This is a genomic window from Prauserella muralis, from assembly GCF_003202285.1.
Taxonomy (GTDB): Bacteria; Actinomycetota; Actinomycetes; order Mycobacteriales; family Pseudonocardiaceae; genus Prauserella_B; species Prauserella_B muralis.
This window is the reverse complement of record NZ_MASW01000001.1, coordinates 2,004,370-2,020,000: the sequence shown is the minus strand read 5'-3', so window position 1 is coordinate 2,020,000 and position 15,631 is coordinate 2,004,370. Positions and strand designations below refer to the sequence as shown.

Genomic DNA, 15,631 nt, shown 5'->3' with positions numbered 1-15,631 from the left:
GGCCCATCCCATACCGCTCCGAAAAGCTTTCCACCACACCCCATGCGAAGCGCGGTCCTATCCAGTATTAGACCCAGTTTCCCAGGCTTATCCCAGAGTACAGGGCAGATTACCCACGTGTTACTCACCCGTTCGCCACTCATCCACCCCCGAAAGGGCTTCAGCGTTCGACTTGCATGTGTTAAGCACGCCGCCAGCGTTCGTCCTGAGCCAGGATCAAACTCTCCAACAATAACTTGAGAAAGACCCAGCTACAAAAATAGCCTCAAAGAAACCCACAAAAAAAGGGGTCACAAAAACAAGCTACCAAACTATCAAGCTCACAAGCACACTGTTGAGTTCTCAAACAACACGCAAATGTCGTCTCAAATTTTTGGCCCGAAGCGGCACGACCCCATGATCGTAGTCAGAAGACTTCACTCGGAGGTTGTGCCCCACTTCAGGGCCGACCAGTCACGTTACCCGGTGCGGTTCGCGGTGTCAACCCGCTCGCCCCGGCCGTTCCTGGCGACAAAGAGAAGATTACACGTCGTGGAACGGGCCGGAACGAGGGGGGTCCCTTTACGAGAAACCCCAGGTCAACGGGCCTACAGCACCGGAAGGAGCGTCCGCAGCTCGTACGGGGTGACAGCGCTGCGGTAGCTGTCCCACTCCACCCGCTTGTTGCGCAGGAAGAAGTCGAACACGTGCTCGCCGAGCGCTTCGGGCAGGAGCTCGGAGCGTTCCATCTCGGTCAGCGCCTCGCCGAGGTTCTGCGGCAGCTCCTGGTACCCGGCCGCCTTGCGCTCGGCGTCGGACAGCGTCCAGATGTTGTCCTCGGCGGCGGGCGGGAGCTCGTAGCCCTTCTCCACGCCCTTGAGCCCGGCGGCGAGGATCACCGAGTAGGCGAGATACGGGTTGCACGCCGAGTCGGGCGTGCGGATCTCCACCCGGCGCGACGACGCCTTGCCCGGCGAGTACATCGGCACCCGCACCAGGGCAGAGCGGTTGGCGCGGCCCCACGACACCGTCGTCGGCGCCTCCCCGCCCCGGATCAGGCGTTTGTACGAGTTGACCCACTGGTTGGTCACCGCCGAGATCTCCCTGGCGTGGTGCAGCAGGCCGGCGACGAACGCCTTGCCCGTCTCCGACAGCTCGTACGGGTCCTCCGGGCTGTAGAAGGCGTTGCGGTCGCCTTCGAACAGTGACACGTGCGTGTGCATGCCCGAGCCCGGTTGCTGGGTGAACGGCTTCGGCATGAAGGTCGCCCGCACGCCCTGCATGAGTGCGACCTCCTTGACGACGTACCGGAACGTCATCACGTTGTCGGCCATCGTCAGGGCGTCGGCGTAGCGCAGGTCGATCTCCTGCTGGCCGGGCGCGCCCTCGTGGTGGCTGAACTCCACCGAGATCCCCATGGCCTCGAGCGCCTCGATGGCGTGCCGGCGGAAGTGCGTGGCCGTCGCGTGGCTGGCCTGGTCGAAGTAGCCGCCGTTGTCGGCGGGCTCGGGCTCGCTGCCGTCCTCCGGCAGGTCCGCGAGCAGGAAGAACTCGATCTCCGGGTGGACGTAGCAGGTGAACCCGGCCTCGCCGGCCTTCGAGAGCTGCCTGCGCAGCACGTGCCGCGGATCGGCCCACGACGGCGAGCCGTCGGGCATCGCGATGTCGCAGAACATCCGCGCCGAGTAGTGCCCGCCCTCCGGCGTCTCCCACGGCAGCACCTGGAAGGTGGCCGGGTCGGGCTTGGCGACCATGTCCGACTCGTAGACCCGCGCGAAACCCTCGATGGCCGAGCCGTCGAAGCCGATGCCCTCGCTGAAGGCGCCCTCCAGCTCCGCGGGCGCGATGGCGACCGACTTGAGAAAACCCAGCACGTCGGTGAACCAGAGCCGCACGAAACGGATGTCGCGTTCCTCCAGCGTGCGCAGCACGAACTCCTGCTGGCGATCCATGCCGCGACCCTATGCGCGCCGTGTTAACTCAATGTTTCGGGGCCGTCTCCTCGTTCGGGCGAATGCGCAGGGACAGCACCGCCGCGATCGCGCACAGCCCGCCGGCCACGTACCACGCGAGGTCGTAGGCGCCGAGCTGGTCGCGCGTGAACCCGGCGCCGAACGCGGCCAGCGCCGCCCCCACCTGGTGCGAGGCGAACACCCAGCCGAACACGATGGGCCCCGTGAGGCCGAACCGTTCCCGGCACAGCGCGACCGTGGGTGGCACCGTCGCCACCCAGTCGAGCCCGTAGAAGACGATGAAGGCCCACATCGGCGGCTCGGTGGTGGCCGCGAAGAGCTGCGGCAGCACGAGCAGCGACGCGCCGCGCAGCGTGTAGTAGGCGCCGAGCAGCTTGCGGGGATCGACCCGGTCGGTCAGCCAGCCCGAGGCGATCGTGCCCGCGACGTCGAAGATCCCCACCAGCGCGAGCAGGCCCGCGGCGGTGGTGTGCGGCATCCCGTGGTCGTGCGCCGCGGGAACGAAATGCGTGCCGATGAGCCCGTTGGTCGAAGCGCCGCAGATCGCGAACCCGCCCGCCAGCAGCCAGAACGTCGGTGTGCGCACGGCGCCGGAGAGCACCGACAGCGCCCGCGCGGCACTGCTGCCGGTGCGGGCCGCGGCCTCCTCGACCGCGCCGGGCGCGGCACCGTAGGCCGTGGTGCCCACGTCGCTGGGGCGGTCGCGCAGCAGGAGCAGTACGACCGGAACCACCACGAGTGCCGCGCCGGACACGGCCAGCGAGGCCGGACGCCAGCCGTGGTCGGTGGCCACGTTCGCGACCACCGGCAGGAACACGAGCTGCCCGGCCGCGCCCGCCGCCGTCAGCACGCCACTCACGAGGCCGCGGTGCCGCACGAACCACCGGCTGGTGACGGTGGCGACGAACGCCAGCGCCATCGACCCGGTGCCCGTGCCGACGAGCACGCCCCAGCACAGCAGCAACTGCCAGCTCGCCGTCATGAACACCGTGAGCCCGCTGCCCGCGGACACCAGCACGAGGGCGCCTGCGACGACCCGGCGCATTCCCAGCCGCTCCATCAGCGCGGCGGCGAAGGGCGAGATGAAGCCGTAGAGCAGCAGGTTGATCGACACGGCGGCCGAGATGGTGCCGCGCGACCAGCCGAACTCGGCATGCAGCGGGTCGATGAGCACGCTTGGCGCTGCACGGAAACCGGCGGCGCCGACCAGCGCGACGAACGCGGCGAACGCCACCGGCCAGGCCCAATGGACACGCCGGGAGGCCGGGGCGGCAGGGGTACGAACATCGGTCACCACGACAGCGTCGTCACCGCGCCCTCCGGGCACGAGTGGCATGAATGCCAATATGTGAAAGAATCCTGCCATGGCTCCCGCTGTCCACCGGGTGGTGGTGCTGGCGATCGGTGAGGTCGTCGGCTACGACATGCAGATCCCGCCGCAGATCTTCACGGAGGCGCGGCGGGATGGGCTGCCGCTCTACGACGTGCGGATCTGCGGGGTCGACGACCGGCCCGTCCGGTGCGGCAGCGGCTACACGGCCGTGCTCGACCACGGGCCGGAGGCGCTGGACGACGCCGACACGGTGATCATTCCCGGCACCCGGGTGGACGGTCCTCGCACGAACGGGACGCTGCCCGGCGACCTCGCCGCCGCGCTGGACCGCATCCCGCCGAACGCCCGGATCATGTCCATCTGCACCGGCGCCTTCGTGCTGGGCGCGGCGGGCCTGCTCGACGGGCGCCCCGCCACGACGCACTGGGCGCATGCCGAGCGGTTCCGCGCCCTCTACCCGTCCGTCCGGCTCGACGAGAACGTGCTGTTCGTCGACGACGGCGACGTGCTCACCTCCGCCGGGCTCGCCGCGGGCGTCGACCTGTGCCTGCACGTCGTGCGCAACGACCACGGCAGCGAGGTGGCCAACACCGCGGCCCGCTACTGCGTCGTGCCGCCGTGGCGGGACGGCGGGCAGTCGCAGTTCATCGACCGGCCGCTCACGCACACCGCCGACGGCAGCACGGCCGCCACCCGAGCCTGGGCGCTGGAACACCTCGGCGAGCCGCTCGATCTGGCCACCCTCGCCGCCCACGCCCGGATGAGCCTGCGCACGTTCAGCAGGCGCTTCCGGGACGAGACCGGGCTACCTCCGCACACCTGGCTCACGCGCCAGCGGGTGCTGCACGCCCGCCACCTGCTGGAATCCACCGACCTGCCGGTGGACCGCGTCGCCGCCGAATGCGGGCTCGGCACCGCCGCGTCGCTGCGCCAGCACCTGAACGCCGCGATCGGCGTCTCACCGCTGGCCTACCGGCGCACCTTTTCCTCGCGGCGGCCGGCGTCCCGCTAACGTAGCCACATGGTGTTCCGCCGGACCGCCCTGCTTCTCGTCGTCATCCTCGGCCTGCTCGGCGGTTGCGCGTCGTCGCCCGACGCCACGGGGCCGATGCCCGAAGGCAAGGCTCTCCTCGACGCCTCCGCAGCCACGCTGCGGGACCTGCACACCGTGCGCTTCGAGGCCAAGGCGAACGGCGCCCTGCCCGGCCTGTCCATCCGCACGGTGTCCGGAGTGGCCAGCCGCGACGGCGGGCGGTACGGCTACGCGCGCGGCGAAGCCGACGTCCAGGAGCACACCGACCGCGTGCAGTACGACTTCCTGCTCTCCGGCGACCGGGTGCGGCTCACCGACCCCGAGGGCAGGGACACCCAGCGCGAGGTGGCCGAGCAGTTCAGCCCCGCCCGGCTGCTCGACCCCGAGCGTGGTCTGTACCAGCTGCTGGCCCACGCGCGGAACGTGCGCACCGAGACGCGGGAGGAACTCCACGACGTCCCCGCCTACCGCGTCGCCGGGCAGCTGTCCCGGGACGTCGTGTCCTCGGTGATTCCCGGCGTGCACGACGACGTCGACGTCAAGTTCTGGGTTGGCGCGGGTGCGCAGCGCACCCTGCTGCGCCTGTGGCTGCAGGTCCCGCCGCAGCAGAAGAACCAGGGCGCCGTGATGCTCGAGCTCGCCCTGACCGACCACAACCGGCCGGTGAGCGCCACGCCGGTGCGGGACTGACCGCGCTCAGCAGCGGGTGCCCTCCTCGGGCAGTGTCCCGTCGACGAGATAGGCGGTACCTGCCTCGTCGACGCAGGAGTTGCCCAGCACCAGGTACGCCGTGTGCTGGTTGCCCTCCACGGTCAGCAGCCTGCCCTCCAGCGCCTTCGCCAGGTTCACCCCCGCCTGGTACGGGGTCGCCGGGTCGTTGGTGGTGGAGATGACCAGCGTCGGCGGCAGGCCCTCGACGTCCGGCAGATGCGGCTCGGAGGTGTTCGGCACCGGCCAGAACGCGCACGCGTCGCGGGCCGACGACGGCGGGGTCCCCGGGTCGAGGAACGGTGCCACCTCGGCGTAGCGGCGCTGGGCGTCGCGAAGCCGCTGCCTGTCGGTCACCCTCGGGTCGTCGACGCAGCGGATGGCCACGAAGGCGTCCTGGGTGGTGTCGTACTCGCCCTGGGCGTCGCGCGCGTTGTACTGGTCGGCCAGCGCCATCAGCGTCCGGCCCTGACCCTGGCGCAGCTCGTTGAGGCCGGTGTTGAGCGGCTGCCAGAACTGCTCGCTGTAGAGCGCCTGGATGGTGCCGGTGGTGGCGTCCTCGTAGGAGAGCCCGCGCCCGTCGCCCACGGGCACCGGGTTGTCGATCAGCGGGCGCACGAGCTGCTGATAGGCCCGCGTGGCATCTGCCGGGTCGTTGCCGAGAGCGCAGTCCTGACGCTGCGCGCACCACGACGCGAACTCGCGGAAGGCCTTGCCGAAGCCCTCGCCCTGGGCCACCAGCGCATCCACAATGTCCTGCCCGGGGTCCACCGCGCCGTCGAGGATCATCGCCCTGACGTTGCGCGGGAACTCCTCGGCGTAGGTGTAGCCGATGCGTGTGCCGTAGGAGTAGCCCAGGAACGTCAGCTTCTCGTCGCCCAGCACCGAGCGCAGCACGTCGAGGTCCTTGGCGACGTCGCGGGTGCCGAGGTGGGCCAGCATGTCGTCGCCGTGCTCCGTGCGCTGCTCGCACTTCGCGGCGAACTTCCTCTCCTGCCGCTCCTGCTCGGCGACGCCCTGCCGGGTGCCGTCGACCTCGGTGTCCTCGGCGCGGTCGGCATCGCGTTCCCGCGGCGTCAGGCAGCGCACCTGCGGCTGGCTGGCACCGATGCCGCGCGGGTCGAAGCCGACGAGGTCGAACCGTTTCGCCAGCTCGCTGCCGCCCACGCTGCCCGCCATCTGGGCCGCGGCGGTCATACCGGAGGCGCCGGGCCCGCCGGGGTTCATGACGAGGGAGCCGATGCGGTCACCCGGCTCGCTCGCCTGCTTGCGCAGCACCCCCAGCGTGATCGTGGTGCCGCCGGGCTCGGAGTAGTCGAGCGGCACGGTCAGCCGCGCGCACTCCAGACCGTCGCCCTGAAACACCGACTCCGCCGCAGCCGATGTCGCGAAGGAACCGCAGTCGCTCCAGTCGAGCGACTGGCCGTAGAACCGCTCGAGCCCCTGCGGCACCGGCCCGGCCGGCCCGGCAGGCTCCTGGCCGGAGGAGCACGCGGTCAACCCCGCCGCGACAAGGACACACGCGGCGAGGGACAGGTAGCGTTCAAGAGCAGGCACGTGTCGATCGTGCCATCGAGATGGGAACGGGAGGCCACCGGTGGCGTTGATGAGCCGGGTGGGCAGACGGCTGCGCAGAATCATCCAGCGCCCGGCGAGCGTCGAGCTGACCCGCTACGAGGCGTTGCTTCCCGCGATCGGCGAGCGGGAAGCCGAGCTGGAGAAGCTCTCCGATGCCGAGCTCACGGACGCGGCGGCCCGGCTTCGCGAGACGGAGGCCTTCGGCACCGAACAGTACGTCGAGCTGTGCGCGCTCGGCCGCGAGGCGGCCCGGCGGGCGCTCGGCGAGCGGGCGTTCGACGTGCAGCTGCTGGGCACGATGGGATTGCTGTCCGCGCACGTCGTGCAGATGGCCACCGGTGAGGGCAAGACGCTGGCGGGCGCACTGGCCGCGGCAGGCTACGCGCTGCAGGGCAAGCGGGTCCACGTCATCTCCGTCAACGACTACCTGGCGCGCCGCGACGCCGAGTGGATGCGGCCGGTGTACGACCTGCTGGGCGTGTCCGTCGGCTGGGTCGAGCCCGCGCTGGGCGCCGCGCAGCGCAAGGACGCCTACGCGGCCGAGGTCTGCTACGGCGCGGTGAGCGAGATCGGCTTCGACGTGCTGCGCGACCGGCTGGTCACGCGGGTGGAGGACCTGGCGCAGCCGGAGCCGGAGGTGGCGATCGTCGACGAGGCCGACTCGGTGCTCGTGGACGAGGCGCGGGTGCCACTGGTGATGGCGGGCTCGGTGGATGCGGGCATCGCCGATGAGGAGGTCGCCACCATCGTGCGGCGGCTGCGGCTGGGGCTGCACTACGAGACCGACCCCGACGGGCGCAACGCGTGGCTGACGTCGGCGGGTGCGTCGGTGGTGGAGAAGGCGCTCGGCGGCGTCGACCTCTACGGCGACGACGGCGCGGACCGGCTCGCCGCGGTCAACGTGGCGCTGCACGCGCATGCGCTGCTGACCCGCGACGTGGACTACCTGGTGCGCGACGGCAAGGTGCAGCTGATCAACGCCTCGCGGGGTCGCGTCGCCGAGCTGCAGCGGTGGCCGGACGGACTGCAGGCAGCCGTGGAGGCGAAGGAGCAGCTGCCGCCTTCGGAGCGCGGCGAGATTCTGGACTCGATCACGGTGCAGGCGCTGATCGCGCGCTACCCGCAGGTGGCGGGCATGACGGGCACCGCGGTGGCGGTGGCCGAGCAGCTGCGCGAGTTCTACAAGCTCGAGGTGGCGGTCATCCCGCCGAACACCCCGAACATCCGGCAGGACAGGCCCGACCGCATCTTCTCCACGCCAGGGCGCAAGCTGCGGGCGATCGTCGAGGAGATCCGCACGGTGCACGAGAACGGACGGCCCATCCTCGTCGGCACGCAGGACGTGGCGGAGTCGGAGGAGCTGGCCGAGAAGCTCGCCAAGGCGGACCTGCCGTGCGTGGTGCTCAACGCGCGCAACGACGCGGAGGAGGCCGCGATCATCGCCGAGGCGGGCACCTACGACGCGATCACGGTGTCGACGCAGATGGCGGGCCGGGGCACGGACATCCGGCTCGGCGGCGCGGACGGTGCGGACCGGGAGCGGGTGGCGGAGCTGGGCGGGCTGCACGTCATCGGCACCGCGCGGTATCCGAGCAGCAGGCTGGACGACCAGCTCCGCGGGCGTGCGGGCAGGCAGGGCGACCCGGGCAGCTCGGTGTTCTTCGCGAGCCTCAACGACGAGCTGGTGCTGGCCAACGCGCCGGACGTGCCCGAGGGCATCGAGGCGGACCCGGAGACCGGCGAGATCACCGACCCGGCCGCGCACCGGCAGATCAACCACGCCCAGCGCGTCGCCGAGGGCGTCGACCTGGAGATCCACCGCAACACGTGGCGCTACACGCGGCTGATCGAGCACCAGCGCGCGGAGCTGCTGGAACACCGCGACGAGGTGCTCCGCACGGATCTGGCGCGGACGCTGCTCGCCGAGGAACAGCCCGGCCGGTGCGAGGAGCTGGCCGAGTCGGTCGGCGAGGAGACGCTCACGCGGGTGTGCCGGGAGATCCTGCTCTACCACCTGGACCAGCTGTGGGCCGACCATCTGGGCTACCTGGGCAACGTGCGGGAGACGATCCATCTGCGGGCACTGGCCAAGGAGCAGCCGCTGGACGAGTTCCACCGGGCGGCGATTCCGGAGTTCCACAAGATCCGCGCCGAGGCCCTGAAGCGCTCGGCGAAGACGCTGACGGAGGCCTCGGTGACCGAGGACGGCGTGGACCTGGCCGCAGCCGGGGTGCGCAGGCCGACGTCGACGTGGACCTACCTGGTGCAGGACAACCCGTTCGACTCCGACGCCGAGCAGGCCCTCAAGAAGGTGCGCGGCATGCTCCGCAAGAAGCGAACCTGACTCGCGTTTCTTCTCGCCGCTGTGGGAGCAAGGGACCTTTACTCTCGTTTTGTGGGAGTAAAGGTCCCTTGCTCCCTACGGCGCCGGGATGGGTGGGAGCCGACACAGCGCCGCGGGGGCGGGGTGTGGGTGAGAATGAGGCCATGCCGCAACTGCGCATCGCACTCGCCCAGGTGAACCCGACCGTCGGCGACCTGACCGGAAACGCCGGCCTGATCGTCGAGTGGACCCGCAAGGCAGCCGAGGCCGGCGCACACGTGACCGTCTTCCCCGAGATGTCGCTCACCGGGTATCCGGTGGAGGACCTCGCCCTGCGCAAGACCTTCGCCGACGCCTCACGCGCGCAGCTCGGCACGCTCGCCCGGCAGCTGGACGACGCGGGCTGCGGCGAGCAGCTCGTCTACGTCGGCTACCTGGACCAGGACGACGTGGGCCCGCGCAACGCGGCGGCCGCGCTGCACCGCGGCGAGGTGGTGGCCCGGCAGTTCAAGCACCACCTGCCCAACTACGGGGTGTTCGACGAGCGGCGCAACTTCAAGCCGGGACAGGAGCTCGAGATCGTGCGCCTGCACGGCCTCGACATCGGCATGGTGATCTGCGAGGACCTCTGGCAGGACGGCGGCCCGGTGGCCGCGCTCGCCGAGGCCGGGGTGGATCTGGTGGTGTCGCCGAACGCCTCGCCCTACGAACGGTCGAAGGACGACGTGCGGCTGCCGCTGGTGTCCGGCCGCGCGGCCGAGGCCCGCGCGCCGATCGTCTACACCAACCAGGTCGGTGGCCAGGACGACCTCGTGTTCGACGGCGACTCGATAGTCGTGGCGGCCGACGGCGCGCTGCTGAGCCGCGCGCCGCAGTTCGTCCAGCACCTGCTGGTGACCGACCTCGACCTGCCGTCGGGCGGATACACCGCCGAGGGCAGTTTCGCCGGCCTGCGGGTGCGCCGCAGGGTGCTCGGCGCGGACCCGGTCCCGGCCTACGAGCCGACTGCCGAGCCCGCGATCAGCGAACCGCTCTCCGACGAGGCGGAGGTGTGGTCGGCGCTGGTGGTGGGCCTGCGCGACTACGTGCGCAAGAACGGCTTCCGCTCGGTGATTTTCGGCTTCTCCGGCGGGATCGACTCCGCCGTCACCGCGGCGCTCGCGGTGGACGCGCTGGGCCCGGACGCGGTGCACGGTGTGGCCATGCCGTCGGTGTACTCCTCCGAGCACTCGCGCTCGGACGCCGCCGAGCTGGCCCGCAGGCTCGGCTGCCACTTCCGGGTGGAGGAGGTGGCCGACATGGTCGGTGTGTACGTCGACCAGCTGGGGCTGGCGGGGACCGGGCTCGCGGAGGAGAACATCCAGGCGCGCGTGCGCGGCATGCTGCTGATGGCGCTGTCGAACCTGGAGGGTCACCTCGTTCTGGCCACCGGCAACAAGACGGAGCTCGCCGTGGGGTACTCGACGATCTACGGCGACGCCGTGGGTGGGTTCGCGCCGATCAAGGACGTGTTCAAGACGCACGTGTGGGCGCTGGCGCGGTGGCGTAACGCCGAGGCCGAGAAGCGGGGCGAGACGCCGCCGATCCCGGAGAACTCGATCACGAAGCCGCCGTCGGCCGAGCTGCGGCCCGGCCAGGTCGACACCGACTCGCTGCCCGACTACCCGCTGCTCGACGACATTCTCGACGACTACGTGGAGGGCGACCGGGGGTTCGCGGACCTGCTGGCCGCCGGGTTCGACGCCGGCGTGATCGACCGCGTCGTGCGCATGGTGGACAAGGCCGAGTACAAGCGCAGGCAGTACCCGCCGGGTACGAAGATCACCTTCAAGGCGTTCGGCCGCGATCGCAGGCTGCCGATGACCAACGCCTGGCGCGAGACCCACTGAGGCCCGCCGGACGGGAGCAAGGGACCTTTACTCCCGCCAAACGAGAGTAAAGGTCCCTTGCTCCCGTCCGGGGGCGGTTTTGTCGGGGTGGGGGCGTAGCGTGCCGGGTGTGGTGGCAGTGGGGTTCGCGGTGTTCGAGACGGCGATCGGGCACTGTGGCATCGCGTGGAGCGAGGACGCCGTCGTCGGCAGCCAGTTGCCGGAGGGTGATCCGGAACGGACCCGTGCACGGCTGCGGGCGGCGTTCCCGGACGCGGTCGAGCGGGAGCCCAGCGCGCTCGCACGGCGGGCGATCGAGGGCGTCACGGCCCTGCTGCGCGGCGAGGACCCGGACCTGTCCGCCGTGGCGCTCGACCTCAGCCGGGTGCCGCCGTTCCATCGCCGCGTCTACGAGCTGGCCAGAACCATCCCGCCGGGCTCCACGATGACCTACGGCGAGGTCGCCACCCGCCTCGGCGACCCCGGCTCCGCGCGGGCCGTGGGCCAGGCCCTCGGCAGCAACCCGTTCGCGCCGATCGTGCCGTGTCACCGCATCCTCGCCGCGGGCGGCAAACCCGGCGGCTTCTCCGCCCGCGGCGGCACCGCGACCAAGCGCCGCATGCTGGAGATCGAGGGCTGCTACCTGGAGCCGCCCGCACTGTTCGACGTCTGAACGCACCCGGCGTCAGCGCGAAGCCAACCGCCCGCGCGGCACCCGCCACGGCTTCATCCACGGCGATTCCGGCCAGCCCTCGGCCGCCGCCATGAGCGGGAACGCCGTGGCGCCGTCGATGCTCTCGCGCAGGATGTCGGCATGCCCCGCGTGCCGCGCGGTCTCCTCGATCAGGTGCAGCAGCACCCAGCGCACCGACCACGCCTGCACGTCGTCCGGAAACCAGGGCACGTTCCTCGGCACCGGCACGGGCCTGCCGAGGTCGTCGATCCCGGCGACGATCTCCTCGGTGTCCGTGGCGACCCGCTCGTACTCGGAGATCACCTCTTCCAGGGTCTCCCCCGGCCGCAGCCGGAAGTCTGCGCCACCTCGCCCCGGTCCACGACCGAGCACGGTGTTCATCCACGCCCGCTCGGTGCTGGCCACGTGCTTGATGACGCCGCCGACGCTCAGCGCGCTCACCGTGGGCGTGGCGCGCGCCTGCTCGTCGGTGAGCCCGTACGCGGCGAGGCACAGCACGTAACGTTGCTGCGCCAGGTACCCGAGCAGGCCCTCCCGCTCATCGGCGACCGGACCGATCATTCCTGGCATGCAGGGACCTCCCAGTACGGACGTGCTCAGGCGTCGACTGGCCAGCATCCTCCCACCTCGGCCCGCCCTCCCGCCCGACCGTGACCAAGTAGGCGATGCCGGTGACGAGGATCGCCGCGGCCCCGCCCAGCTGGACCCGCATGGCCACGCCGACGAACTCGCCGCCGAACGCGGTCAGCAGCACGATCGCCGCCCACGCCAGCACCTCCACCGCCAGCACCACCGCCGCGGCGAACCGCCAGCCGCCGGTCCACCACACCAGCAGGCCACCGGGACCGGCCAGGTACACGACGTTGAGGGCCAGCGACACCGCGTGGTGCGCCCGCGTGGCCGCGCAGGCGGCACCGGCCGCACCGGGACAGTCCGGCGGGATGGCGCCGTGCAGGATCAGCAGGACACCGAACACGCACACGGTGGCCACGGTCACCCTGGCGTTGCGGTGCACAGGGGCCAGCCGCAGCAGTGGCGGACTCGCGAGCACGAACGCCGCACCCGCGACGATCTCGGCCGTCCGGAACAGGGTGCCGTGCGGCACGCCCTGCGCGCCGAGCGCGGCCGGCGCCGCGTGCAGCGGCGACAGCCCGGTGTCGAGCACGTACTCGAGCAGCCACGCGAGGTGGGCGAGCACACCGGCGACCAGCAGCGCGACGGCGGTCCGGCGAACCGCCGCGAGCGCGGTCGGGCGGTGCAGGACCGACGGCATGCGAAGTACTTATCACGGCCGACCACAAACAGGAACTGAAGATTCTTCACGTGAGATGCGCGGCCGTGTGAACCTCATCGCAGGCGGCTGGGCACCGGGCACGGCCGGTGCAACGCTGTGTGGTGCAACGATCCACGACCCGGGGACCTGAGGCAGGCCTCGAGGGAAGGACGGTCGACGACGATGTCTACGCCAGATCGTGACCACGCGAGCGAGACGGTCGCTCCCTACGGTTCCGGCCCTTCGGCGCAGGAAGCCGCGCCGCGCAAGAAGGTCCGCATCCACCATCTGCAGGAGCTCAAGGACCGCGGCGAGCCATGGCCCATGCTCACCGCCTACGACATGTACACGGCGGAACTGTTCGACGAAGCCGGGATCCCGGTGCTGCTCGTCGGGGACTCGGCGGCCAACAACGTCTTCGGCTACGACACGTCGCTGCCGGTGTCGGTCGACGAGCTGCTGCCGCTGGTGCGCGCCGTCACGCGCTCGGCCAAACGCGCTCTCGTCGTCGCCGACCTGCCGTTCGGCTCCTACCAGCTCTCGCCGCAGCAGGCGCTGGAGACGTCGGTGCGCTTCCTCAAGGAGGGCAGGGCGCACGCCGTGAAGCTCGAGGGCGGGCGCAGGTTCGCGCCGCACGTCGAGGCGCTGACCTCGGCGGGTGTGCCGGTGATGGGCCACATCGGGTTCACCCCGCAGAGCGAGCACAACCTCGGCGGCTACCGCGTGCAGGGCCGGGGCAAGGCGGGCGAGGAGCTGCTCGCCGACGCGCTGGCGCTGCAGGAGGCGGGCGCGTTCTCGGTGGTGATGGAGATGGTGCCCGCCGAGGTCGCCAAGCGCGTCACCCACGAGCTGCGCATCCCGACCATCGGCATCGGCGCCGGGTCCGACTGTGACGCGCAGGTGCTGGTGTGGCAGGACATGGCGGGCCTGCGCCGGGGCAGGGCGCCGCGGTTCGTGAAACGCTACGCCGACCTGGCCGGGATCCTTTCCGGCGCCGCGCAGGCCTTCGCCGACGAGGTGCGCCGTGGCGAGTTCCCGGCCCCCGAGCACGCCTTCCACTGAGCGGGTGGCGTTGGCCGCGATGCCGGAGTTGTATCCGCCGCTCGCCCCGCACGAGCACGGCATGCTCGACGTCGGCGACGGCAACCGCCTGTACTGGGAGTGCAGCGGCAACCCGGACGGCACGCCGGCGGTGGTGCTGCACGGCGGTCCGGGCAGTGGCAGCGCCCCGCTCACGCGGCGGCTGTTCGATCCCGCGGCGTACCGGATCGTGCTGTTCGACCAGCGCGGCGCGGGACGCAGCATCCCGCACGTGAGCGATCCCGCCGCCGACCTCGCGGTCAACACCACCTGGCATCTCGTCGCCGACCTGGAACGGCTGCGCGAACACCTGGGCATCGAGCGCTGGCTGCTGCTCGGTGGCTCCTGGGGCGCCACACTGGCCCTCGCCTATGCCGAGACGCATCCCGGACGGGTCAGCGGGCTCGTGCTGCGCGGGGTGTTCACCGCCCGCAGGCGCGAACTCGACTGGCTGTATCAGAACGGTGCCGGTCACCTCTTCCCCGAGGAGTGGGCCCGCTACCTCGCACCGGTGCCCGAGGACGAACGGCACGACCTGCTCGGCGCCTACCAGCGGCTGGTCGAGCATCCCGATCCCGGCGTCCGGCAGCGGGCCGCCGTGGCGTGGAGCGCGTGGGAGGGCGCGATCGTCTCCGTGGTCCCGCAGGAGGGCTACCGCGCGGGCTACGGCACGCCCCGGTTCGCGGTGCCGTTCGCCCGCATCGCCCTGCACTACTTCACCCATGGCGCGTGGCTGGAGGAGGGCAGGCTCATCACGGAGGCGGGCAAGCTCGCCGGGATCCCGGGGCGGATCGTGCAGGGCCGCTACGACCTGGTGTGTCCCCCGGCGACCGCCTACGAGCTGCACCAGGCGTGGCCGGGCTCGGAGCTGACCGTGCTCGAGGGCGCGGGCCACGCCGTCACCGACCCGGGCATGCTCGCCGCCCTGCGGGCGGCCACCGACGCGTTCGCGGGACGCTAGCCCGGCAGCCGGGCCAGAGCTAGAGCCGCCCGCCGCTGGCGGTGTCGCCGGAAAGCCGCTGCGCCAGGTACACCGGCACGGTCGAGACCAGGATCAGCACCGCAGCGACGACGTTGACCACCGGCGCCTGGTTCGGCCGGAACAGGTTGTTGAGGATCCAGATCGGCAGCGTCTCCAGCCCCGCGCCGAGCGTGAACGTGGTCACGATGATCTCGTCGAACGACAGCGCGAACGCCAGGAGCCCACCGGCCAGCAGCGCCGAGCGCAGCATGGGAAACGTCACGAGCCGGAAGGTCGTGACGCCGTCGGCGCCCAGGTCCATCGACGCCTCCTCCAGGTTCCCGCCGAGCCTGCGCAGCCGCGCGATGACGTTGTTGAACACCACGACGATGCAGAAGGTGGCGTGCGCGACGATCACCGTCAGCATGCCGAGCTCGATGCCGAACACCGTGCGGAAGGCGTTGTTCAGCGCGATGCCGGTGACGATGCCGGGCAGCGCGATCGGCAGGATGATCAGCAGCGACACCTGGTCGCGCCCGAAGAAGCGGTAGCGCTGCAACGCGAAGGCCGCCATCGTGCCCAGCACCAGGGCGATCACCGTGGCCGCGAGCCCCACCTGCACGCTCGTCCACAGCGCGCTCAGCGCGCCCTCGTTGGTGACGGCGCGGCTCCACCACTCCAGCGTGAACCGCGTCGGGGGCCAGCCGAAGGTGGTGTCGGCGTTGACGGAGTTGAGCAGCACGACCAGCAGCGGGAAGTAGATCACGGCGAGCCCGAGGCCGAGTGCGCCGAACAGGACGTAGCGGGTGGTCCGGGAGACGTTCACGG

General features: G+C 71.1%; 13 protein-coding genes and 1 rRNA gene (1 of these 14 cut by a window edge). 7 read left to right on the top strand and 7 right to left on the bottom strand.

Annotated features, from left to right (window positions below; genetic code table 11):
- The 3 genes from BAY60_RS10725 to BAY60_RS10715 all read right to left on the bottom strand — a co-directional run.
- A 16S ribosomal RNA gene (locus BAY60_RS10725) occupies window positions 1–232 on the bottom strand; it reaches 1,294 nt to the left of the window's first position.
- Window positions 233–587: 355 nt separating this feature from the next.
- Window positions 588–1,931 carry a type I glutamate--ammonia ligase gene (gene glnA / locus BAY60_RS10720; protein WP_112280569.1) on the bottom strand — a complete coding sequence of 448 codons (1,344 nt, stop codon included), beginning with the start codon at window positions 1,929–1,931 and terminating at the stop codon, window positions 588–590.
- A 28-nt stretch (window positions 1,932–1,959) separates the two neighbouring features.
- Complete coding sequence (locus tag BAY60_RS10715; RefSeq protein ID WP_245992394.1) at window positions 1,960–3,246, bottom strand: MFS transporter; 1,287 nt, start codon at window positions 3,244–3,246, stop codon at window positions 1,960–1,962.
- A gap of 70 nt (window positions 3,247–3,316) precedes the next feature.
- Here BAY60_RS10715 and BAY60_RS10710 point away from each other — a divergent pair, with 70 nt between their 5' ends.
- Entirely contained in the window at window positions 3,317–4,297 is a 981-nt protein-coding gene (locus BAY60_RS10710) for a GlxA family transcriptional regulator (protein WP_112280567.1), read from the top strand.
- A 9-nt stretch (window positions 4,298–4,306) separates the two neighbouring features.
- Window positions 4,307–5,008, top strand: coding sequence for an LppX_LprAFG lipoprotein (locus tag BAY60_RS10705; RefSeq protein WP_112280566.1), 702 nt, complete (start codon window positions 4,307–4,309; stop codon window positions 5,006–5,008).
- A gap of 6 nt (window positions 5,009–5,014) precedes the next feature.
- On the opposite strand, the gene BAY60_RS10700 is transcribed toward BAY60_RS10705, so the two are convergent.
- Window positions 5,015–6,583, bottom strand: coding sequence for an alpha/beta hydrolase (locus BAY60_RS10700; RefSeq protein WP_245992393.1), 1,569 nt, complete (start codon window positions 6,581–6,583; stop codon window positions 5,015–5,017).
- A 40-nt stretch (window positions 6,584–6,623) separates the two neighbouring features.
- Here BAY60_RS10700 and secA2 point away from each other — a divergent pair, with 40 nt between their 5' ends.
- The 3 genes from secA2 (at window position 6,624) to BAY60_RS10685 (ending at window position 11,468) form a co-directional block, all read left to right on the top strand.
- A complete protein-coding gene (secA2, locus tag BAY60_RS10695) occupies window positions 6,624–8,948 on the top strand; it encodes an accessory Sec system translocase SecA2 (RefSeq protein WP_112280565.1) in 2,325 nt (774 codons plus the stop codon).
- A gap of 143 nt (window positions 8,949–9,091) precedes the next feature.
- Window positions 9,092–10,816 (top strand): NAD+ synthase, encoded by a 1,725-nt coding sequence (locus tag BAY60_RS10690; RefSeq protein ID WP_112280564.1) that lies wholly within the window; start codon window positions 9,092–9,094, stop codon window positions 10,814–10,816.
- Between the two features lie 109 nt (window positions 10,817–10,925).
- Window positions 10,926–11,468, top strand: coding sequence for a methylated-DNA--[protein]-cysteine S-methyltransferase (locus BAY60_RS10685; RefSeq protein WP_211330220.1), 543 nt, complete (start codon window positions 10,926–10,928; stop codon window positions 11,466–11,468).
- A 12-nt stretch (window positions 11,469–11,480) separates the two neighbouring features.
- On the opposite strand, the gene BAY60_RS10680 is transcribed toward BAY60_RS10685, so the two are convergent.
- Window positions 11,481–12,059: a DinB family protein gene (locus BAY60_RS10680; protein ID WP_112280562.1), complete on the bottom strand. Its 579-nt coding sequence runs from the start codon at window positions 12,057–12,059 to the stop codon at window positions 11,481–11,483.
- Window positions 12,028–12,762 (bottom strand): DUF998 domain-containing protein, encoded by a 735-nt coding sequence (locus BAY60_RS10675; protein WP_112280561.1) that lies wholly within the window; start codon window positions 12,760–12,762, stop codon window positions 12,028–12,030. The genes BAY60_RS10680 and BAY60_RS10675 overlap by 32 nt, the downstream gene beginning before the upstream one ends.
- Before the next feature lie 183 nt (window positions 12,763–12,945).
- Here BAY60_RS10675 and panB point away from each other — a divergent pair, with 183 nt between their 5' ends.
- Window positions 12,946–13,824, top strand: coding sequence for a 3-methyl-2-oxobutanoate hydroxymethyltransferase (gene panB, locus BAY60_RS10670; RefSeq protein WP_112280560.1), 879 nt, complete (start codon window positions 12,946–12,948; stop codon window positions 13,822–13,824).
- Window positions 13,825–13,843: 19 nt separating this feature from the next.
- On the top strand, window positions 13,844–14,803 hold the full coding sequence (gene pip, locus BAY60_RS10665) for a prolyl aminopeptidase (RefSeq protein ID WP_112280863.1): 960 nt from the start codon (window positions 13,844–13,846) through the stop codon (window positions 14,801–14,803).
- 19 nt (window positions 14,804–14,822) lie between these two features.
- Here the strand turns inward: pip and BAY60_RS10660 are convergent, their stop codons facing one another.
- The gene (locus BAY60_RS10660) at window positions 14,823–15,629 is read right to left on the bottom strand and encodes an ABC transporter permease (protein WP_112280559.1); all 807 of its coding nucleotides are present in this window, start codon (window positions 15,627–15,629) and stop codon (window positions 14,823–14,825) included.
- Window positions 15,630–15,631 lie beyond the last annotated feature (2 nt).

Excerpts from the sequence above, each read along its gene's own strand:
- BAY60_RS10705 (WP_112280566.1), top strand. The coding sequence starts at position 4,307 with ATGGTGTTCCGCCGGACCGCCCTGCTTCTCGTCGTCATCCTCGGCCTG.
- BAY60_RS10675 (WP_112280561.1), bottom strand. The coding sequence starts at position 12,762 with ATGCCGTCGGTCCTGCACCGCCCGACCGCGCTCGCGGCGGTTCGCCGG.
- panB (WP_112280560.1), top strand. The coding sequence starts at position 12,946 with ATGTCTACGCCAGATCGTGACCACGCGAGCGAGACGGTCGCTCCCTAC.
- BAY60_RS10710 (WP_112280567.1), top strand. The coding sequence starts at position 3,317 with ATGGCTCCCGCTGTCCACCGGGTGGTGGTGCTGGCGATCGGTGAGGTC.
- pip (WP_112280863.1), top strand. The coding sequence starts at position 13,844 with ATGCCGGAGTTGTATCCGCCGCTCGCCCCGCACGAGCACGGCATGCTC.
- BAY60_RS10690 (WP_112280564.1), top strand. The coding sequence starts at position 9,092 with ATGCCGCAACTGCGCATCGCACTCGCCCAGGTGAACCCGACCGTCGGC.
- glnA (WP_112280569.1), bottom strand. The coding sequence starts at position 1,931 with ATGGATCGCCAGCAGGAGTTCGTGCTGCGCACGCTGGAGGAACGCGAC.
- BAY60_RS10680 (WP_112280562.1), bottom strand. The coding sequence starts at position 12,059 with ATGCCAGGAATGATCGGTCCGGTCGCCGATGAGCGGGAGGGCCTGCTC.